This window comes from Psychrobacter immobilis (assembly GCF_904846235.1).
GTDB lineage: Bacteria > Pseudomonadota > Gammaproteobacteria > Pseudomonadales > Moraxellaceae > Psychrobacter > Psychrobacter immobilis_C.
The window spans coordinates 1-20920 of the sequence record NZ_CAJGZN010000016.1; the positions used below are offsets into that span (position 1 = coordinate 1).

General features: G+C 42.9%; 16 protein-coding genes. 6 read left to right on the top strand and 10 right to left on the bottom strand.

Annotation, left to right across the window (positions count from 1 at the left end):
- Nucleotides 1-211: 211 nt before the first annotated feature.
- Nucleotides 212-1321, top strand: coding sequence for a 4-phosphoerythronate dehydrogenase (locus JMX07_RS10840; RefSeq protein ID WP_201607969.1), 1110 nt, complete (start codon nt 212-214; stop codon nt 1319-1321).
- 50 nt (nt 1322-1371) lie between these two features.
- The gene (gene epmA / locus JMX07_RS10845) at nt 1372-2400 is read left to right on the top strand and encodes an EF-P lysine aminoacylase EpmA (RefSeq protein ID WP_201607918.1); all 1029 of its coding nucleotides are present in this window, start codon (nt 1372-1374) and stop codon (nt 2398-2400) included.
- Between the two features lie 158 nt (nt 2401-2558).
- Here epmA and JMX07_RS10850 read toward each other — a convergent pair whose 3' ends face one another.
- The 6 genes from JMX07_RS10850 to JMX07_RS10875 all read right to left on the bottom strand — a co-directional run bounded on the left by JMX07_RS10850 (nt 2559) and on the right by JMX07_RS10875 (nt 7807).
- Complete coding sequence (locus JMX07_RS10850; RefSeq protein ID WP_201607919.1) at nt 2559-3200, bottom strand: NAD(P)H-binding protein; 642 nt, start codon at nt 3198-3200, stop codon at nt 2559-2561.
- 256 nt (nt 3201-3456) lie between these two features.
- Complete coding sequence (locus JMX07_RS10855; protein ID WP_102093310.1) at nt 3457-3906, bottom strand: DUF188 domain-containing protein; 450 nt, start codon at nt 3904-3906, stop codon at nt 3457-3459.
- On the bottom strand, nt 3906-5282 hold the full coding sequence (locus tag JMX07_RS10860; RefSeq protein ID WP_227684795.1) for a 5-(carboxyamino)imidazole ribonucleotide synthase: 1377 nt from the start codon (nt 5280-5282) through the stop codon (nt 3906-3908). The genes JMX07_RS10855 and JMX07_RS10860 overlap by 1 nt, the downstream gene beginning before the upstream one ends.
- A 197-nt stretch (nt 5283-5479) precedes the next feature.
- A complete protein-coding gene (purE, locus tag JMX07_RS10865; RefSeq protein WP_082624535.1) occupies nt 5480-6031 on the bottom strand; it encodes a 5-(carboxyamino)imidazole ribonucleotide mutase in 552 nt (183 codons plus the stop codon).
- 107 nt (nt 6032-6138) lie between these two features.
- Entirely contained in the window at nt 6139-7095 is a 957-nt protein-coding gene (locus JMX07_RS10870) for a metallophosphoesterase (RefSeq protein WP_201607920.1), read from the bottom strand.
- A gap of 103 nt (nt 7096-7198) precedes the next feature.
- Nucleotides 7199-7807: a rhomboid family intramembrane serine protease gene (locus JMX07_RS10875; RefSeq protein WP_201607923.1), complete on the bottom strand. Its 609-nt coding sequence runs from the start codon at nt 7805-7807 to the stop codon at nt 7199-7201.
- Between the two features lie 423 nt (nt 7808-8230).
- On the opposite strand from JMX07_RS10875, the gene JMX07_RS10880 reads away from it, so the two are divergent.
- Together JMX07_RS10880 and JMX07_RS10885 are read left to right on the top strand one after the other, a co-directional pair.
- Nucleotides 8231-9874 (top strand): hypothetical protein, encoded by a 1644-nt coding sequence (locus tag JMX07_RS10880; RefSeq protein ID WP_201607925.1) that lies wholly within the window; start codon nt 8231-8233, stop codon nt 9872-9874.
- 302 nt (nt 9875-10176) lie between these two features.
- A complete protein-coding gene (locus JMX07_RS10885) occupies nt 10177-11775 on the top strand; it encodes an OmpA family protein (protein ID WP_201607927.1) in 1599 nt (532 codons plus the stop codon).
- Between the two features lie 98 nt (nt 11776-11873).
- Here JMX07_RS10885 and nagZ read toward each other — a convergent pair whose 3' ends face one another.
- Nucleotides 11874-12953: a beta-N-acetylhexosaminidase gene (nagZ, locus tag JMX07_RS10890; protein ID WP_201607929.1), complete on the bottom strand. Its 1080-nt coding sequence runs from the start codon at nt 12951-12953 to the stop codon at nt 11874-11876.
- Nucleotides 12954-13415: 462 nt separating this feature from the next.
- On the opposite strand from nagZ, the gene JMX07_RS10895 reads away from it, so the two are divergent.
- On the top strand, nt 13416-15626 hold the full coding sequence (locus JMX07_RS10895; RefSeq protein WP_101205548.1) for a carboxy terminal-processing peptidase: 2211 nt from the start codon (nt 13416-13418) through the stop codon (nt 15624-15626).
- A 505-nt stretch (nt 15627-16131) separates the two neighbouring features.
- Here JMX07_RS10895 and JMX07_RS10900 read toward each other — a convergent pair.
- Nucleotides 16132-16617, bottom strand: coding sequence for an FKBP-type peptidyl-prolyl cis-trans isomerase (locus JMX07_RS10900; protein WP_057758283.1), 486 nt, complete (start codon nt 16615-16617; stop codon nt 16132-16134).
- 324 nt (nt 16618-16941) lie between these two features.
- Between JMX07_RS10900 and JMX07_RS10905 the strand changes: the two genes are divergently transcribed.
- The gene (locus tag JMX07_RS10905) at nt 16942-18972 is read left to right on the top strand and encodes a M61 family metallopeptidase (protein WP_201607931.1); all 2031 of its coding nucleotides are present in this window, start codon (nt 16942-16944) and stop codon (nt 18970-18972) included.
- Between the two features lie 171 nt (nt 18973-19143).
- Here JMX07_RS10905 and JMX07_RS10910 read toward each other — a convergent pair whose 3' ends face one another.
- Both JMX07_RS10910 and JMX07_RS10915 read right to left on the bottom strand, forming a co-directional pair.
- Nucleotides 19144-19998 (bottom strand): DUF305 domain-containing protein, encoded by an 855-nt coding sequence (locus JMX07_RS10910; protein WP_201607933.1) that lies wholly within the window; start codon nt 19996-19998, stop codon nt 19144-19146.
- Between the two features lie 213 nt (nt 19999-20211).
- The gene (locus JMX07_RS10915) at nt 20212-20826 is read right to left on the bottom strand and encodes a pseudouridine synthase (RefSeq protein ID WP_201607935.1); all 615 of its coding nucleotides are present in this window, start codon (nt 20824-20826) and stop codon (nt 20212-20214) included.
- Nucleotides 20827-20920: the final 94 nt, after the last annotated feature.

Here is a 20920-nt window from a genome sequence, read left to right on the forward strand (position 1 = left end):
GGGCGGTTAGAAAGACTTGTTGCTTCTCAAAAAAGCTTGATAATCACTTTAAAGTATTCGATCTGGTGTTCTTTTATATCAATTATGGCTACGTCTGATGCCAGCATACTTTTTAGAACACCACCAAAAAAATTATCGATAGAGACGATGAATAATGATAGATAAGAATATAACAGAATCGACGAATAATAAGACCGATAAAATGGGTAAAATTGCAAATATCACTATTTTAGCGGACAGTAATATCGCCAGTCTGAATGATTTTTTTAATGACGTTACGCTTGGTCAGCTGACTGAGCATACGGTTGATATCATTACTGTCGCTGGTCGAGATATTAATGCAGCGCTACTTGCTGAAGTACAGCCAGATGTATTGCTGATACGCTCTGTGACGAAAGTAAACGAAGCGCTATTGATTGACAATAACAGTGTGCAGTTTGTTGGGTCTGCGACTATTGGGACCGACCATGTAGATCAAGATTATCTAGCGTCTCGCAATATTACTTTTGCCAATGCGGCTGGTTGTAGCAAGCATTCTGTGGCTCAATATGTATTGACGGCTGTTTTCACTTTGCGTCCACAGTACTGGCAGCAATCGGCGTCATTAACATTAGGTATCATTGGCCTTGGTAATATCGGTAGTACGCTTGCTCAATATGCCTATGAGTTGGGTTGGCAGGTGCTAGGTTATGATCCCCTGTTACCAGCCTCTAAAACTAACAATGCTAGCTTGGAGCAGGTACTTAGCCAAAGTGACGTGGTTAGTCTGCATGTGCCTTTGACCAATGAAAAGAATGCGACGAATTCTAAAGGTAGTGACTATCCAACACGTCATATTATCAACGCAGCTGCATTGGCAATGATGCCTGCCGATACGATGTTAATTAATAGTGCGCGCGGCCCTGTAATTGAGGAAAGTGCGCTTAAAGCAGACATTGAGCATACTGGACGTCAAGTGGTGCTAGATGTGTTTGAGCATGAGCCAGAAGTCGCAGCAAGCTTATTATCCAAACTTGCTATTGCCACACCGCATATCGCTGGCTATACGCTAGAAGGTAAGCTGCGTGGCACACAAATCATTTATGATGCCTTGTGTGAAAAATTATCGATACCTCCAACTCAATCTATGTCCAATCTGCTACCGCTAAATATGTTCTTATGGTCTGAACTAAAATCATATCCAGACAGACTGCCAAAGTTTTATGACATCATGCAAGATGATGCCTCGTTGCGAAATAAAGCAGTGGATGGGCAAGTAAATGGTGCTGACTTCGACGGTTTGAGACGTGATTACCACCTGCGCCGTGAGTGGCAGTTTTAATTAAATAAGATACTGAGCAACCAATTATTCATCAGTCGCAGTAGAGCCCAATGACTCAAGCAGATAACATTTCTTCGCAGCCTATTACTTCTCAGCCTAGCTACGCACCAACCATGACACTTGCGATGGCGCAACAACGCGCGCAATTCGTCAGCAATATCCGTCAGTTTTTTACCAGTCGACAAGTGCTAGAAGTGCAAACACCGCTATTATCCCAAGCAGGCAATACAGACACTTTTTTGCAGTCTGTAGCAGCTCATGTGACCTATCAGGACCGTCCACGCACTTATTATCTGCATACCTCGCCTGAATTTGCGATGAAGCGTTTATTAGCCAGCTGGCAAGTACCTATTTATCAGATTTGTCCTGTCTTTCGTGATAACGAAATAGGCACGCGTCATAATATTGAATTTACGATGCTTGAATGGTATCAACCGAATTATAGTCTGGATGAGATAGCCACTGAACTTAATGAGTTGTTAGAGGCACTTTATGGTCATTCTGTTGTGATGAGTCATTATCGCTATGTCGATGCTTTTATGGATTATGTTGGCATACATCCGTTGACAGCGAGTTTAACTGCATTGCAAGCCGTGGCAGAAGATATGGGTTTGACAGGATTTGATTTTAATAATACTGATGATAGCGAAGAAAACCGTCGTCAGAGCTGGTTGGATTTGTTATTCAGTCATGCCGTAGAGCCAAACCTAGGTCATGATTTGCCGACATTGATTATAGAGTATCCACCTGCGACCGCTGCGTTAGCGAAGACAGCTAGGGATAAAGACGGTAATAAAATTGCAAAACGTTTCGAGCTATACATTAACGGCATTGAGATTGCCAATGCTTATGATGAGCTAGCAGATGGTCAAGCATTGCGTGACCGTTTTGAACAGGATAATCAATTACGCGCGCGTCATGATCTACCTCAAATGCTAATCGATGAACATCTATTAGCCGCATCCAATGATTTGATGCCATGTAGCGGTATCGCAGTCGGTATGGATAGATTGCTAATGGTGTTGACAGGTGCAAGCAGCTTGGAAGAAGTCATTCCTTTTCCCAGTGGGCAAGCATGATTGAAAGAGCTTTTTTTCGATTAATTGTAATCTAAATACGTAATAAAAAGATCGTTGCCGATTTACCAATTAGATATTGGCGAATCGATAACGACCTTTTGTATTGGCTGCTTCTAAAATCTAGCGTCCACAATCAATTCTGCTAATGCTAAATTTATTTATACGGTAGCAACTGCTTCATTAATATCGATATCACCATTGTGTAGATTGAAGACTTTGCCTATGGTGTTATCTGCGGTTAGCACCGAGGCTAGCGTTGTCGCTACATCTTCGATTGCATTCTCACCAGAGCTGGTATCATTGATAGTGATTTTTCCTGTACCAGCGCGCTCTTTTAGTGCGCCTGGCTGTACGATAGTGTAGTCAAGCGAGCTGTTATTCACTAACCAGTGATCGGCGTAGTGTTTAGAGATATAGTATTCTTTTAAGTCTGCAATACCAGGGTTTTCATCCCATTTGTCAGTTTCTAATGAAAAGACCGAACTCAGCATAATATAACGTTTGATACCTTTATCTTGTGCAGCCTGCATCGTTTTTACAGCACCATGCAAGTCAACTTCTAAGACATTTTTGCCACCAGATCCTGCTACAAAGTAAACAGCCTCAATATCCTGAGCCAGTTGTTTTTCAATAGACTCTTTACTGGCTGTAATGTCTAAATCTAGCTGGGTATAGTTGTCATTATCAAATAGTTTTTCTTTCTGACGAGTCGTGCCAATAACTTGATGATCATCAGCCAATAATTGCTTAACCAAGTCACCGCCTACTCGGCCACTTGCACCAACGACTAAAATTTTCATAATCATTCCTATTTTTATTTAAGTTCTATTATTTCTTATTTAAATTTTATTGTTTGAATTATTCAGTAAGTTTATTTATCTTGAAATCCGAATATAGGGTAACAAAGATAGGTAGCACGCTTCGTTATAAAGCGTGCTGATTGAATGGTGTTTGGTTATAGAGTGTATACCGTTTGCAAGGAAGCAAACGTTGATTAGATGACATCGTGTCACAGATGACAGAATGAGTAAGCGTCAGATAGAACGATAAAAAGCACTAACGAACCAAGCGATTAAGACCGTCGGCAAAGGCTTTTTTATCACGATCACCGTAGGGCTTTTGCCCGCTCATTTCCTGCAATTCTAGGACACCAGTACCGCGCATAGTATCCATAAAGTCGCGCATATTGAGCTTTTGCTTGATGTTGTTCTTATCGTAGACCACACCGCGCGTTGTCAGTACCATACCACCTTTATCCAAAATATCATTGGCCAAGGGGATATCGCTAGTAATAGCTAAGTCACCAGCTTGTATCTGCTCGACGATATAATCATCAGCTTTGTCGAATCCTGATGGCACGACAGTCATAACAAGTAGAGGCGACTTGCGTAGCTTAATCGGCTGATTGGCCACAAATATGGCCATGGTCTTGGTACGTTCAGCCGTTTTAATAATCAAATCTTTGGCAATCAATGGTACCGAATCTGCGTCCACCCATATCTGCATTATTTCTTGGCCTTCTCAGATTTTGATGACAGAGTAGTCAGGCTATCTGCTTGGCCGTCTTTATTGTCTAGGTCATCAGCTTTGGCATCATTTTGAATACTGTTCTGAGCGCTATTTTTATCATTACTCGTAGTATCGACGTCTGCTTTACTAGGCTGAGTATCCACGCTTGCATACTCTTTATCTAGACCAACCTTGTTTGGCAAGATAGCAACCAGTTTTGCCATAGCAGGCTCTAAATCAGTCACGTCGTTAGGCATCAGGGTTATATGGGCAATCTTGCGATCGTCACGCTCAGCCTTATGATAGCTATGGTAATGAGCGCCATCGATGTTTAGCACTGCACTGATATCAGGATATTGACCCAACACATTCACCATAATCGCAGGATGCACGTTGTCTGTATCGCCTAATGGCAAGTTGACCACAGCACGAATATGATTCTCAAACTGACTGGTGATAGCGCCTTCGATACTCCAGTGTCCAGAGTTGTGGACCCGTGGTGCGATCTCATTCGCTAGTATCGCGTTATGACCGCGAGCATCCTTGGTGACGAATAATTCAAGCGCCATAACGCCGACATAGTCCAAATGGTTCATGACTTTGGTAATGGCGTCTGTTGCTTGTTGAAACAGATGACTCGTGCCAACAGCAGGCGCTTGAGTTTTGGCTAATATACCGTTGTGATGATGATTTTCGACCAAATCGTAACAGCGTACCTGACCATTTTGCGCTCTTGCTGCAATGATAGATACTTCACGGCTAAAGTTAATAAAACCTTCAGCAATTAACGGCGCAGGTGTTGGTGTAAGTGAGCCTTTACCACTGACAGCGTCTTTTAAATCTAGCCAAGCTGTTTTAATATCACTGTCTTGCTTGATAACGAACTGCCCCTTACCGTCGTAACCACCGCGGCTGGTTTTTAGGACGATAGGCAGGCCCAATTCTTTACAAGCGTGCTTGAGCTCAGCTTCAGAATTGACTTCCATAAATGGCACGGTTGCGATATCAAGCGTGTTGAACATCTGCTTTTCTTTTAGACGATCTTGAGCGATATCAAGCGCAATCAGTGGTGGGAACATGCCTTGCTTGCTGCCAGATTTTGACAAGCTAACCAGCTGCTCGACCGTAGACGTTGGCGTGTTTTCAAACTCTAACGTAAAGACATCCGCTGCTGCGATAAAGTCTTCTAATTGATCGCTATGAAAGACACGACCGTATAAGCTGGCAGGGCATTCTGCATTGTCTTCTAAGAATACGCATTGGTAACCCAATGGCATGGCGGCTTCGGCAAGCATCATACCAAGCTGACCACCGCCTAAAATACCGATGGTACGAATGGTTTGGGTAACAGGATAAGCGTTTGCTGTAGTCATGGCAGGCTCTTTGAATAAAAGTGAATAAGGTGTTTGGTCTATTAAAATCTAAAACTCAATGGGTGAAAATAGGAAAAGGTGCACTGTATGCACCTTATCTCTACTCAGAATTGCTTAAAAGTATATATTGATAGCTTCAATCGTTAAACCTTCAATCTAAAAGACGCTGCTATAAGAGCTGATCGATTTATATTTACCTAAGGATTGATAATACCTGGTGTTGGGCTAGCGAGAATGGTCTCAGTCTGAGACTGGCGCATCTGATCGAGCTTAGTAGCAATCGTATCATCATGCAATGCCAATACTTGAATTGCAAGTAGGGCAGCGTTATAAGCACCAGCAGCACCAATCGCCAAAGTACCAACAGCGACGCCTTTTGGCATTTGTACGATAGACAGTAGACTATCCCAACCGCTCAGCATAGATGACTTTACAGGTACGCCAAAAACAGGTAGCGGCGTTTGACTGGCACACATACCTGGGAGATGAGCGGCACCGCCTGCACCAGCAATGATCACTTGTAGACCATTATCTTTTGCGCTTTTGGCATAATCAAATAATCTGTCAGGCGTACGGTGTGCAGAGACCACTTCACAATCAAAAGCAATGTCAAAGTCTGCAAGCAATTGCGCAGCAGCACTCATAGTTGCCCAGTCAGACTGCGAACCCATGATAATGCCGACTTTCGGCTGACCAGCAGGGGAGGTGATTGGACCGTTCTGGTTAGCAGCAGTATTCGTGGTGCTCATGATTGGATATCCTCAAAAAGACCATCATACAAAAATTTTGCTATGGCCGTAAAGCCAAGTTTGACTTTTAATACTGGTATGGCGCTAATTGCATCGATATCACGATTTTATATATGTTTTTCATCGTGATAATGCTGAACAAAGTGATTGACCGTCAATGGTAATGGTTGTTCGGTATCCAATTGATAGCACGTTAGATAGCCGCTATCTACTGCAGCAGAGTAGTCAGTACAGGCAACTTGTGAACTGAGTGGCTCAGGTGTGCCAGTGAGCCAATAGTGCCCGACAAATACAGGTTTATGAGTTTTTAGTGCAAATTCAATATTTTCAGCCAACGCATCAGGCGGTATTTGTGCCAATGCGGACGATGGAGCACGAGACACTTCACGCAGGGTACGTGTATTTAGCTCATCTAGCCACCAGCGTACTCGTACTCGCGTGCGCTCAGTACCTTCTTTATCTACCATCACAATACCATCAGGTAAGCCTGTTTCAACCCCTTTTAACACTCGCTCCAAAGCGTCAAAGACAAAGGTATTTTCTTTAGCCGTTGCGATTAAACCTGCTGGAGTCAGACAGTTATCATCAGTCAGAAGAGGTTTTAGTATCGCCATGCTATCTGTATCCCAGCAAGCATGTACAAAGCAGGCGTAGTCGGTCTCAATCCATAATGGGATTTCATATAAACGCTGCAACCAGTACTCATGTTGCTCTGAGCCAAATGGTATCTCTGCCAAAAACGCCTCATGTTGGCGTTTATGGATATCATTGTGTGAGCGTAAATATTGACTAGTATTATCAGGATCACGCGTGGCATATGCCAACGCATTATATTCATGGTTGCCCATCACTGCATCGGCTACATCGGCATCTAGCATTGCAAAGACAATCTCTAATGTGGCTAATTGCTGCGAACCACGATCGATCAAATCGCCGATGAACAATGCCCTGTGACCTGTCGGTGGCACGAAATACTGACCGTTATGCTCATAGCCCAACTGATGCAGCAGACCGACCAGTTTGTCTGCATAACCATGTATATCACCGATAATATCTATAATCATAATGTATTACTAAATCTCAAATGTAGAAATATAATGTGCGCAAAATAGTATTTATAAAGTACAGCTGCCTTTAAAATGCTAGCTTTAATATACGTAAAAATGTCTAAAATCCCGGTGATAGCAACGCATTGATAAAGTGCGGTAGTACTTTTGGTTCCAAAACAATCGTGGCGATAACACCAAACGTACCGCCCCACATATGAGCCATGTGATTGATATTTGAGCCACCACGTTTGTCAGCATAAATACTATAAAATACATAAGCGACGGCAAACAGTATCGCAGGAATGGGAATAATGGCAAATAAGTAAATTCGCTCCCACGGTGCTAGCAAAATAAAGGCAAATAAGACCGCCGATACACCGCCCGATGCCCCAAGACTTAAGTAACTGGCATTGTCTTTATTTTTAAGATAGCTTGGAATCATGGCTACAACAATAGCCAATATATAAAAAACCACAAAACCATAGCCAAACAAAAATGAACGATATAGCCCTTCAATAGCTCGACCAAAGAAGTACAACGTAAACATGTTGAATAGCAGATGCATACTGTCGGCATGAATAAAGCCATGCGTGACAAAACGATCCCATTGCCCATTGTTGACTGCTGGCGGGTAAAAAATCAATCGATTAAATAGCGTCTTGTTTTGCCAAGCCAATAAGCTGACAATAACGGTAATAATGATAATAAGCGTCGTATGGTTTAACAAAGGAAAATCCTTAGGCCGTGCCTGATATGTGACAATGTTACAAATGACAAGCTACAAATGACAATATTCAAAGCCTAAGCGTTACGGCTGATTAAAAAGTAAGTTTGACGTCTGATCCGTATTAGGTACTAACCATTAGCAATAGACTAATACTAACAGCAGTTGCGATAACGCGAATACCTATTGTGTGACAAAACGATGCTTTTTTATGCGGTTATAGTGAATAATGTAGCAGTGTACCATGCAACATAAGTGAAACTTTTAGAGCGATGGTAATGAAGACACCAATAACTAAGGTAATGCTCAGACTAGTTACGAGTACGGCCTTAGATAAAAAAGTAACATTTCCAAATGATGTACATAAAAACAAAATAAGTGCTTAGTTCTTGCACATACAAATAAGGCTGATAGAGGCAGTGAAATATGAACATTATTGACCAGCTAGAACAAACGGTAACCCCAGCTGTAATGGGTAATGATGACAGCAATAATGTCGCCTATGTCAGTCTACTTGAGCAGTTTTATGCTGTTTTGGCTGCGCGCCTAGCTGTGCCACAGGTTTACTCACAGTTGCTGCGTACTGACCAAGTAATTACTAGCAGCAATAATGAAAGCCCTTTATTTGAACAAATATGGCAAGATAAAAGTCTGCAAGAGACTATTGTCAAAGAATTGTCAGCCACCCATCACATTGATGAGCAGACAACTGAGCAATTACTAATTAGTGCTACACCATTGGCATATCGTGAGCTAAAAGTATTGGCCAATGGGCAGTTTTTGCCAGCATTTTTGCAAGAAAAACAGGCTGCTTTACGACCATATTTACCTATCTGGGCAGCAGCTGTGATTACTGCTACTCAAGGCGTTAGTCAGCAAATACAAACAAGCTTCAATTCAGATGATGGCCATATACCAGTACATGTGCCAGTAAGTGACGACATATCGAATAGACTTGACGACTCTACTTTAGATACTGGCATAGCTGGCATAGTCGCACCAATAACGAACACTGATGCAGAAAGTATAGAGCAAATGTCAATTGCTGAGCGCGTAAGCACTGAAGTATTAGATGACGATACAATTGCCAGTAGTGATGCTATTCATGCCAATCCAGCAGCCTATCATCTGGCAGAAAACAGTAACTTGAAGCATGCACAAGTACGCACTCGCAATCAACGAAACGATCTACTAATACGTGTGTTTTTATTAATAGTAGCCCTTGCTGCGCTTGCACTAGCAGCATGGGCATTATTAGTGAAACCCAATAATGAAATACCAGTAGAACCTGTGGCCACAGTACCTGTTGAACCACAGCCAGCACCCGTATCTCCTGTACCAACAACGACTCCTGTTGAGCTTATTGTCGGTGTAGACAACGGCAGTAACTTGTACACTTGTAGTGCGACCGTTGGCGATACTGCGCTGCAAAGCACGTTGCAACAGGCGCTTAATACAAGCTTTGGTGAGCAGGCCAGTATTTGTGAGTTGAACATACAGGATGGGGTAGCAACCACAATCGCTAATATGCCTGCGGAGGCACTGCCCAATGTCTTGACGATGCTTAGATCAACACCATTTGCACGTTTGCATGTGCAAAATGACCGTCTCACACTGGAGGCGCCAGACAATATGCAGCTACAAAAACTGGTCACAGAAGTACGCAACTTAGCACCAGCGATGGTGGTCGAGAGTACAGCGCCACTGCCATTGCCTGATAATAGTAATATTGGTGATGCTACGAACAATATGGCAAACGCAAATAACCAGTTTGTAGATGATGGGGCGGGGATTAATAATCAATTCAATAATAATGGGGTAAATAGTAACTCTGGCGAATACCAAGCATCAGATGATGATACTGGAGATCGTGTGATACCAACTCCTTTGCCTAACAATAATAGCTTTAATAATGCGCCCAACAATCTGCCTACCAATGGCGCGAGTAATATTCCCAACAACTTTCCTTCGAATAATCAAACGACCAGACCGCCAGGCCCTTTTTCACCTTCAGAAGTGGATGAGATGGCAAACACGGTCATCGTTGCTGAACCAGCTCAAGTAAGATAGGTTTTTATAAGGCACGCTGTTTCATAGGGCGTGTCTTTTTATATGGCCTATCTTTTCATGTAATTTAGCTACAGTTACGTGTGCCAACCGAAACATTACTTACTGTATCATTTGCACAACAACGTACAGACTGTGAATAACAGCTTAAGGATTTTATAATAATCAAAACCAAACAAAGTAGTTTGATGAATTTATCGCCACCATGATTATCTAATACTATAACGATTGAATACAAAAGAATGATATAGCTATTTTTTGAGCGAACGAATGATATAAATAAAAATTAAGGGGAGAGCCATATTATGGATATTATTAGCCATTTGACACGCACCGTCAGTCCAGCCGTATTGGAAGATGATCGTAGCCCAGCTAAGAAAAATCTATTAGAACAGTTTTATGCCATTTTTGCTGCTCGTCTTGCAGACAATGATACTTTTAGCCGCTTTGCCAATGAAAACATTGCCCGTGACGACAATGCTTTTTATGACCGTGTATGGACAGAAGGGGCACACCGCGACCAAATTTCTCGCGAATTAGCAGGCAAACATAATGTCGATGCAACCGCTTCACGTGGTCTGATTGCGATGGCAGCGCCTCTAGCTTTTCATGAGATCAAAAGCTTGGCTGGTACCACGCCCGTTCCACAATTTTTGAATGACAACCTGAACAGTTACCAGCATCATATCCCTGCATGGGCGGGTACTGTTTTGCCTGCTAGTGCAGTCGCTGCCACTTCTACTGCGGCTGGCACACCAATTTCTGATACCACCAGCACAGCGCCATTGCAAAAAGAAGAAGAGCCAAAAGAGAGCTTTATGAAAGCACTGCTACCTATTATTGGTTTGATTATCCTAGGTGCATTGGCTTGGGCACTACTCAGAGGCTGTCAAGAAAACCCTGAGCCTGTAGCAACGCCAGCAGCCACAGTACAGCAAGGGGCACAAGGTAATGAGGTACTAGAGGTTGCAGGCGCGACTGAACCTGCATCACTGAGTATCGCAACTGGTGAAAATAGCGAGCTGTATGCTTGTCGTATGAGCGTGGGTGATGAGACACTACAAACCAATGTTATGAACGCTTTGACTGGTGCATTTGGTGATGAAGCCAATAAATGCCGTGCTGATGTTGATGATAATTTTGCAGTAGATATGCCAGCATCCGCTCAGTTGGCAACGATATTACCAATTATCAAAAATGTACCGAATGCGAGCATGATTATCAAAGGCGATAACATTACTGTCAATGCTCCTGATAAAGCCGCGTTGGACAAATTGGTTGCTGATTTACAAGCAGCTGCTCCTGCTATGACCGTGCAAGCTGAAGGCCCATTAGACTTGCAAGGCGAGATTGATGACAGTCTGGCTGCTGCAGATGTGGCGATGACCAATCTGGGTGATAACCCAGATCCACGTGATGTTGCTCGCGCTTTGAGTATTCAGGTGATTAACTTCCAAGTAGATGAAGCGGTTATACCTGAAGTCAATAAGGCGCTACTAGACCGTGCTGCAGAAATCATCAACAACGTACCTGATATGAAGCTGATGATCGTCGGTCATACGGACAGTCAGGCCTCTGATACCTATAATATGGAGCTGTCTCAGGAGCGTGCTGAGTCAGTGAAAGCGTATCTAGTGTCTAAAGGGGTTGATGCCAGTAAACTAGCTACCAAAGGTATGGGCGAATCAGAACCAATCGCAGATAATTCAACCGAACAAGGTCGCTTCCGCAATCGCCGTATTGAATTTATGGTCAATGACGAAGTGGTCAGCGCAAATGATGGCATGATGATAAACAGTGATTCGCTAGATCCAGATATGAACCCATTAGATAGTAACAACGACGATTTGTTACCAGATGGCGATGATGCTACCCAAGGTACTGCGGTAGACCCAACCAATTAATCTATTTGTTCTTATTTTGATTATAGTAGCCAAATGATAAAAACCGCATCTTATAAAGATGCGGTTTTTTGTATGCTACTCGATGACAATTGAACAAGCTATTGTTTATATAGAGTAGGATCTGTTGATTGCTTAGCAGTCTGACCATCAGCTTGCGCATCAAAGAAAGTCTGAGTAACATTTTGCTTGGCTTGCTGCCAGTATTCAAACTGCTGGCAGGTAGATTCAAGGTCGCCTTGCCATGTTGGAATGTTGCCACGCATGGTTTTGATACGTTGCTGGTTAGGGTAAGGCAGATCTTGCGCAGCTTTAGCTGCCTCATGAGCAGCCACACGGTCGTTGCATACGAGAGCAATATCACAACCAGCATCAATGGCCGCTTTTACGCGAGCACTGACATCACCAGCCGCCTTTGCACCTGCCATCGATAAATCATCAGAGAAAAGTACCCCGTCAAATTTAAGCTCATCTCGAATGATATCTTGTAGCCAAATTTTGGAGAATCCTGCTGGCTTGTCGTCTACTTGCGAAAATATCACATGCGCTGGCATAAGAGCGTCTAGACTATGTAGCGTTTGAGCAAAAGGTTGCATATCGCTATTGATAATCTCATCTAAGCTACGCGTGTCGATGGCTTCTGATACGTGCGAGTCAGGAGCGATAGCCCCATGACCGGGGAAGTGTTTACCAGTGGTTGCCATACCAACCGCTTTCATTCCGCGCATGAACTGTGTTGCAAGCGCAGTGATGGCTTGTGGCTCATGATGAAAACTGCGGTCACCGATGACTTGGCTAATACCATCTCTATCCAGTACGGGTGCAAAGCTCAAATCGATTCCTACAGCCAGCACTTCAGCCGCCATTAGATAACCGCAATCGTAGGCGCAGCTGAGTGCTTGACTTGGGTCTTGATTGAATAGCTCACCCAATCGCCCCATAGCAGGTAGGGGCGTGAAGCCTTCACGTAGCCTCGCGACTCGTCCACCTTCTTGGTCCACACCGATAAGTATGTCTTGATTGTGATAACGTATATCATCGCATAGTGCTCTGACTTGGGCCGCATCTGTGACGTTACGACCAAACAATATTACTCCGCCGACCTGTGCTTGTTTAATCAAACTGACATCTTCAGCGGTCAAAGCGGTACTATCGATATCTATCATTAAAACGCCGTACATCGCGTGTTCCTTATTATTTTATATATGGTTATATTATGAGGTTGACTGATTATCTATCTATGGCTGTCTTATCGCTTATCAGTCATTGTTCAGATGTTTTATTATGACAGTTATTATTAACTGAGCATAATGTGGCAGATTATTAGGGTCAAATTAATTTGCTAATAGCCATTAGCTTTAGGTATTAAATCGATGTTGATAGCCCTCAATTACTATGTATGATAAAAGTGATAGAAAGTTTGGTATGTACAGAGGTAGCGTGTAAGATTGCTTATACAGTTTGAGACAGTTCAGTATTTATGCGCGTGATAATATTGATTGATTTTTGACTACATATCAGTATTTAATGATGCATAAAGTATAAGAATAAAACACAGCATTTATAGGTCATAACAGATTTGAGCATTTCTAATTCTGATGAATTACCCAATACTATTAACTTCAAATAACTAGGTACATATGATGAAAAAACAACCAGCACAGTGGTTACTCAGTGCAGCGTCAGTGGGCATCGCCGGTATTATCCTGACCCAAAGTTACGGTACTGCAGTCGCCGAGACCAACACGGGCAGTTTCGTTCAGACTCCTGAGCAAAAGGTCACCACCCGTCAAGTAGCCGCTTTACTGGATCGCAGTCATTATCTTAATCAGCCTTTAGATAGTAAGACTGGTAGCGAAATCCTATCAATGTATATCGATAGCCTTGACCCAAACCATACGTTATTTTTGCAATCCGATGTCGATGAGCTGAAGAAAAAACACGCTGAAGATTTTGGCGCTCGCCTAAAGCAAGGTGATCTGTCTGCAGGGGTAGAGGTGTTTGATCGTTACCGCAAACGCTCAAATGAGTACTTTGCGATGGCCACCAAGATGCTCAAAACAGACATTGATTTGACAGGTAATGACACAATCATTCTTGATCGTGAAAAACTCGGCCATTTTAAAACTAAAAAAGAGCAGCGTGATTACTGGGAACGTCAGCTAAAGTTTCAGTTGATGAGCATTACGCTCGGTCAAGAAGACGAAAAAGCCAAAGAGAAAGTATTTTTAAGTAATCCAGATATCACTCGTGGGCAAGACTTAGTACGTAACGATGAGCGTACACCAAATGAGATTTTGCAAAATCGTTTGTCGCGTCAACAAGAGCAGTTTAAACGCCTCAAAGATGATGAAATCATGGAGACCATCTTAAATACGGCGATGCTCACTTATGATCCGCACAGTAATTACTATGCACCGATTCAAGCGACTGAATTGCAAATCCAGTCTAGTCTTCAGTTAGAGGGCATTGGTGTCTCTATTCGTCCAGATCGCAAAAATCCAGACTATACTCGTATTGTGACCTTAGTCGATGGTGGTCCAGCCGCCAAGTCGGGTCAAATCAAGCCCAATGATTTGATCGTTGGTATCGCAAAAGATGGCGAAACCATGACGGATGTGGTTGGTTGGTCAACGCGTGAAATTGTCAGCTTGATTCGCGGAAAACGCGGTACATCGGTCACACTGAAACTACGTCAACCTAACACCCCAGATGCTAGCGCCCGTACGGTCACAGTGGTACGAGACATTATTCAGCAAGAAGAGTCCGGCGTCACTCAGCGAGTGGTAGAAGTGCAGCGTCCTAATATTGATAAGACACCAAAGCGTATTGGCGTACTTGAGATACCGAGCTTTTATCTAAACTATCGTGCACGTCGCAATGGTGAAGACTATCGTAGCGTCAGTATCGATACTGAAAAGGCGTTAAAAGAGCTGAATAAACAAAATATCGATGGTCTAGTGGTTGATTTGAGAAACAACCCTGGCGGCTCATTAGATGAAGTTGCCAAGATGCTAGGTTTCTTTATCAAGAGTGGACCACTGGTACAGATTCGTGATAATCGCGGTAATATTCAAGTGTATCGTGACAATGATGGCGGTGAGCAATTGTATGATGGCAAGATGGCGGTCATTACCAATTTAGCATCGGCCTCAGCTAGTGAAATTTTTGCTGCTGCTATTCAAGACTATGGTCGCGGATTAGTGGTTGGTAGTACGACAACTGGCAAAGGCTCTGCGCAGATTCAACTTGATAGCTTGGCGCTAGGTTCTGCTACCTTAACTCAGCGTAAATTTTATCGTGTCACTGGCGGTAGTACGCAAAATAAAGGTGTCGTACCAGACGTTGAGCTAGTCAATATCTATGATGATGCAACCTTTGGCGAGCGCGCTCAGAAAAAAGCATTGCCTTGGGACACTATCAGAACGGCGCCGTACAAGCCTGAAGGGAAGTTTACCAGTGATACTTTGGCGACGCTCAATCAACAGTCTAAGATTCGCCAACAAAAAGACCCGCAGTTTACTTATCTGTCGACGCTAAATGATATTCGTAACATGGATGATGAAAAGAAACCTGTTCGTTTAGATATCAATAGCCGCCGAGCTAAAATGCAGCTAATTGAAAAACGCTCATTAGAAGCAGAAAACAAGCGCCTTATCGCAACTGGTGAGCGTCCGTACTCTAATTGGAACACTTATCAGGCAGCGATGGATGCAAAATTTGAAGAACGTAGCCGTATGAAAGCAGCTGAACGTCCAGAATTACCAGAGGATGAAGCGTTTATCAATGAGGCAGCTTACTTGATGCTCAGCGCTGAACCTAAGACAATGCTTAGCCCTGAAGAAAAGCTATAATGTTAAGTTATTATAGCGTTACGTAATCTATGTAAGCATATGCTTACATAGATTGACGTTTAGACCTCTTACCAACGAAGGGTCAATCTGCGACTATAACTGTACGGCACGATTGAACGAAACGGTTCATTGATACTAGGGATTGGTATCTTAAAGGTCGCACTAGGGATAAGTAGTTTGCTGATTAAGGATGATAAGGCTGGATGCCTGTCAGTTATGAGATACCCCGGGATTAGGTATCATGTAACGCTAACATGGATGGTTGGTAATAAAAGCCGCATGACGCTTGTCGTTATGCGGCTTTGTTACATCTGGATATTAATAATGTTTATAGCGGATTCTTTAAATAGATAGTACTCAAGTTGATGATATTTATATTAATTCGAAACTTACCATGAAGTAAGCATAAAAAAGGCCAGTAACCTTATCAGCTACTGGCCTTTTATATTAGATGATAGATTTAATAGATTATCCTCTAACTATTGTCACTACACTCTAGAAGAGATTAGTGCTCAACGCCACCTGCACCATGTACATGGCCATGGTTTAGTTCGTCTTCAGTTGCTGCACGTACTTCTTGGATTTCAACATCGAATGTCAAACGCTTGCCAGCCAATGGATGGTTTGCATCAACAGTAACTTCTTGATCGTTTACAGCAGTTACGGTAACCAACATTACTTGGCCGCCAGCTTCTGACTGGAACTGCATACCAGGCTGAATGTCATCAACGCCTTGGAAGTTGTCACGTGGTACATGCTGTACTGCTTGCTCTTGGTATTCGCCGTAGCCATCAGCAGGTTCAACGACTGCATTAACTTTTTCGCCAGCAGACTTACCTTCTAATTGTGCTTCTAGGCCTGGGATAATGTTGCTGTGACCATGTAGATAAGCAAGTGGCTGACCTTCTGGTGACTGGTCAAGGATATTGCCTTCGTCGTCTTTTAATGTGTAATTGAATTTGACGGCAGTGTCTTTTGCGATAGTAGTCATAAAATATCCTAAATATATCTATGTAAAAAATTAAATACGGTTGCAATAAACCTAAAAAAGCCAATCTGCAAGCCAAAAGGCCACGTCATTAGTCAATTATCATCAGTTTATTAAAGTAACTTTAGCAGTTAGCATCTTTAATTGAGATGGCCCACATAACTTTCAAGGCAAAAAACATAAAAAATGCCAATTAATGCCACAATTTACAATAATAACTGCTATTTTCTATAGTTAATGCATAGCTATTGGCTATTCATGGTTTAGGAGTTGCTTTTTTAGAGTAGGACTTCTAGCATAATTATAAAAATAAGGACGAGAGATACGATGACTGCATTTGCCAATACCACTACTAAACAACCAGCGAGCAATGTTTCAACCAATCATCATGCTACTAAGGCTAAAACGATAGCTGATATAAGCTATCAATTTGATTTTGCCCGTTTCTACGAGCATTTGGTCGATGTATCCCTGAGCTTTACAGCAGTATCCGATGCGCCGCAGCTTTGGTTACCAGCGTGGATACCAGGCAGCTATTTGATGCGCGAGTTTGCTCGAAACATCACTGCGGTACATTATCAAATACGAGAGGTTCAAACAGCGGACAGTGACGATCAGCCAAAGACTTATCGCGCGCAAAAAATAGACAAAAATACATGGCAGCTGCCAGCGGTGCACGCAGGGCAGACGGTCATCGTCGAGTACGAAGTCTATTGCTATGACTTGTCCGTGCGTACGGCCTATGTTGATCAGCAACGACTTTATGGCAATTTCACTTCACTTGCGCTCGCCGTCGAAGGGCAAGAGCAAGCGCCTGTTCACGTTAGCTTAATCGTTCCTGAGACATTTTTTGCAGACAAAGAAAGTAGCAAAGTACTGTTGGCCTGTGGTTTGAATGCTACGTACCTGCATATTGATCAGCAGCAAAAAGACAGTCAGCAAACGAATAGTCAGCACATTTATAAGTTACAGGCAGCCAATTATCACGAGCTGATTGACTATCCATTCGAAATCGCGGAACAAGAAAATTTTGATTTTATTATTCATGATAATGAGCATCAGACGCTACATCATAGCTTTTACCTGTCAGGTAAGCAGAGTGCCAATCTAGGTCGATTGCAGCAGGATATTACTCAGATTTGTCAGACCTACGTAGATTGGTTAGGCGATGCGCCATTTGACGATTATACGTTTATGACCTTTGCCAGTGGTCAAGACTATGGTGGGCTTGAGCATATCAACTCTACTAGCCTTATTACCCCGCGCAATGACTTGCCAAATGCCAATGAACCAAAGTTACCAAGTACAGATTATCAGCGGTTTTTAGGCTTATGCAGTCATGAGTATTTTCATTCATGGTGGGTTAAGACGGTACGTCCTGATGTCATGATTGATGTCGATTTGCGCCGTGAGGCATTTACACCATTACTTTGGGTATTCGAAGGTTTTACGTCTTATATCGATGATTTTATGTTGCAAGCGTCAGGTGTGATTGATAAAGCCAATTATCTGCGACTGCTAGCCGAGCAAATCAATCGCTACTACCAGACTCCAGGGCGTGGTAATCAAAGCGTGGCAGAGTCGAGTTTTGATGCTTGGATTAAGCTGTATCGTACCGATGAAAATACAGGCAATGCGGGTATCAGTTACTATAATAAAGGCGCGTTGGTCGCTCTATGTCTGGATCTAATCTTACTCAAAAATAGTGATGGTCGTTATCGTTTGTTTGATGTGGTCAAAGCTTTTTATACTCAAGCCAAGCAGAACGACAGTAAGCGAATTGGTATCAGTAGTGCTGACATGGGCTCCGTCATTGAGCAGTTTATGCCGCTAGCAGAATGGGAAGATTTTGAACGCCGTTATGTCAACGGGGTAGAAGATCTGCCAATTGAAGCGTTGCTAATTGCAAATGGTGTCAAAATACAGGCGAATACTAAAGAAACCGCTGACAAGCATGTGCCTTGGGGTATGCGATGTAACGAAACGCTAGCTGGACTCAAGGTAAATCGTGTGATGCGAGATAGTATTGCCGCTAAAGCTGGTATTTCAGCACATGACGTTATTATCGCGATTGATGGTATCAAAGCGGATACGAAACAACTTACCACTTTGGTTAATACAGCGCATCCTGTTGAATGTTATTTGTTCCGCCGTGATGAGCTGATGTGTGTTCAGGTTCAACCCGAAACGACAACTAAAGTTAAGCCGCGAGATGAGACAACTGGCATGACTGGAGCAGTACCTCCTCATAAAGTAAGCCTACGCTTAGCAAAAGGAGATAAGACTTTAGAGAATGATAATGAGCAATTGAAAGGTGAGGCAGGTTGGGAGACATGGCTTAATGTTATGAAGAGATAGCCTCAATGCTATATAAAATACCTTTCCATACGAAAAACCCTTCCATATAAAAAACCCTCTTCCGAGCAATACTGCTTAGAAGAGGGTTTTTTTAAATCACTTTTAATATTGTAGATATATCCAAGCAACTTAAATGCTCGATAGGTCAGAGGTTGGCGAGAAAATATACGTTTACTGCTCTTTAGCTCTGTTATCTAGGTTATCTGAGTTCTTATTATTTTTAGTTTCAGGCTCAATATTTTCATCTACAGAGCTATCGTCTTCTTTGCTATTTGCAGCCTCAAGCGCAGCAATCCAGTTTTTCATTATATCAATTTCAGTTTGCTGGGTATCAATGACGTCTTGCGCCAACTGACGCATCTCTTCATCTGTCCCATATTCGAGCTGAACTTTTGCCATATCAACAGCGGCAATATGATGCGGTAGCATGCCGCGTGCAAATGCCATATCAGGCACGGGATCAGCCACACCCAGAGTCATTTCGCCATGCATATTTTCCATACTCTTAGCATATGCTTGCTGCATCGCCACAGTATTTGGCTTAGGTTTGGCAACATCAGGATGGCTAGCCAACCACTTGTTTAAGACATCGATTTCAGCTTGCTGGGCCGTGATGACGTCTTGAGCAAGCTGGCGCATCGCTTCGTCAGTGCCATACTTGAGTTCTATTTTTGCCATCTCTACCGCGCCGCGATGATGTCCCAACATGCCTTTAGCAAAAGCGGTATCAGGATCGTTATACCCTATCCCAATCATCATCTCGTCATGCATTCTAGTCATCGATCTCGTATAGTCTCTGAGCATATCGCTTATTTGAGACTCATCAATGACATTATTATCGCTGTCATTTGTTAGAGTATCGTCTGCCATATCGTCATGCTCAGCATGTGGCATATCAGTCACTGGCGGTGAGGTTTCTTCCGCAGGATTTGATTGGCTGTCCTCTGTCGTTGGCTGACAGGCACTCAATACAAGCGCCGCAGAAATGCTAGTGACCAACGAAAGAAAACGACGAGAAGCAATCATGACATATCCCTATTGTGAAAAAACCAAACGATAAATGGATAATACCTATTATACATAATCAATTACGTGCTGAATGTTAGCAGATAAACCTTACCCATTCGAGACACTATGTTTAACAGGTCGTAATATATTAGTGTCAGAGCTTTATATTAGGGGCTAAACAGCCAAACAGTGTGAATTAACCAACAATACATAAACTTAAAACCATCTAAACTAGCTAGAAATACCTAGCTGACGACAGTGTTCGCTATTTAGATGAACGCGTACAAACTCCCCAACAGCTAACTCACCCAGCTCAAACCCTGCCACTGACCAACGTATCAAACGCAGACAAGGCAGACCAACGTGCGCTGTCATACGTCTAACTTGGCGATTTTTACCTTCATATATTGTTAGCATTAGCCATGAGTCCGGTACGCTTTTACGCTCGCGTATTGGTGGATTACGTTGCCAGAGTACCATCGGTAGCTCATTTTCACTGACGTGTCTGACCTCAGCAGGTAGCGTTTTACCATCTTTTAAAACCACGCCACGTTTAAGCTTATTGAGTTGCTCAGCAGTAGGGATTCCTTCTACTTGTACTAAGTAAGTTTTGCCTTGCTTGCGCCCTGCATTGGCTTTCGGCGGATGGGTAATTGCTTTGTTAACGCGACCATCATCAGTCAAAATCAGCAAGCCCTCCGAAGTGGCATCTAGCCTACCAGCAACTCGCAAGGCCTTATCGGTAAAGTATTGCGATAGGGTGGTGTGGTCGTTGTTACTATCATCTCTAAACTGACTTTGCACGCCATAAGGCTTGTTGAATAGAATGAGACTAGAAGTAGACATAAAAAGGTGTTTCCTAGTTTGTGATGGACAATGAATCATTGTAGCGTATGTTTTGTAATGCAGAGCTAGTATTAAGCGACAAGACTAAAGGCGA

Excerpts from the sequence above, each read along its gene's own strand:
- JMX07_RS10870 (WP_201607920.1), bottom strand. The coding sequence starts at position 7,095 with ATGATTATAGATATTATCGGTGATATACATGGTTATGCAGACAAACTG.
- purE (WP_082624535.1), bottom strand. The coding sequence starts at position 6,031 with ATGAGCACCACGAATACTGCTGCTAACCAGAACGGTCCAATCACCTCC.
- JMX07_RS10855 (WP_102093310.1), bottom strand. The coding sequence starts at position 3,906 with ATGCAGATATGGGTGGACGCAGATTCGGTACCATTGATTGCCAAAGAT.
- JMX07_RS10900 (WP_057758283.1), bottom strand. The coding sequence starts at position 16,617 with ATGACTACTATCGCAAAAGACACTGCCGTCAAATTCAATTACACATTA.
- JMX07_RS10915 (WP_201607935.1), bottom strand. The coding sequence starts at position 20,826 with ATGTCTACTTCTAGTCTCATTCTATTCAACAAGCCTTATGGCGTGCAA.
- JMX07_RS10895 (WP_101205548.1), top strand. The coding sequence starts at position 13,416 with ATGAAAAAACAACCAGCACAGTGGTTACTCAGTGCAGCGTCAGTGGGC.
- JMX07_RS10905 (WP_201607931.1), top strand. The coding sequence starts at position 16,942 with ATGACTGCATTTGCCAATACCACTACTAAACAACCAGCGAGCAATGTT.
- nagZ (WP_201607929.1), bottom strand. The coding sequence starts at position 12,953 with ATGTACGGCGTTTTAATGATAGATATCGATAGTACCGCTTTGACCGCT.
- JMX07_RS10850 (WP_201607919.1), bottom strand. The coding sequence starts at position 3,200 with ATGAAAATTTTAGTCGTTGGTGCAAGTGGCCGAGTAGGCGGTGACTTG.
- JMX07_RS10885 (WP_201607927.1), top strand. The coding sequence starts at position 10,177 with ATGGATATTATTAGCCATTTGACACGCACCGTCAGTCCAGCCGTATTG.
- JMX07_RS10880 (WP_201607925.1), top strand. The coding sequence starts at position 8,231 with ATGAACATTATTGACCAGCTAGAACAAACGGTAACCCCAGCTGTAATG.
- JMX07_RS10860 (WP_227684795.1), bottom strand. The coding sequence starts at position 5,282 with ATGACTACAGCAAACGCTTATCCTGTTACCCAAACCATTCGTACCATC.
- epmA (WP_201607918.1), top strand. The coding sequence starts at position 1,372 with ATGACTCAAGCAGATAACATTTCTTCGCAGCCTATTACTTCTCAGCCT.
- JMX07_RS10910 (WP_201607933.1), bottom strand. The coding sequence starts at position 19,998 with ATGATTGCTTCTCGTCGTTTTCTTTCGTTGGTCACTAGCATTTCTGCG.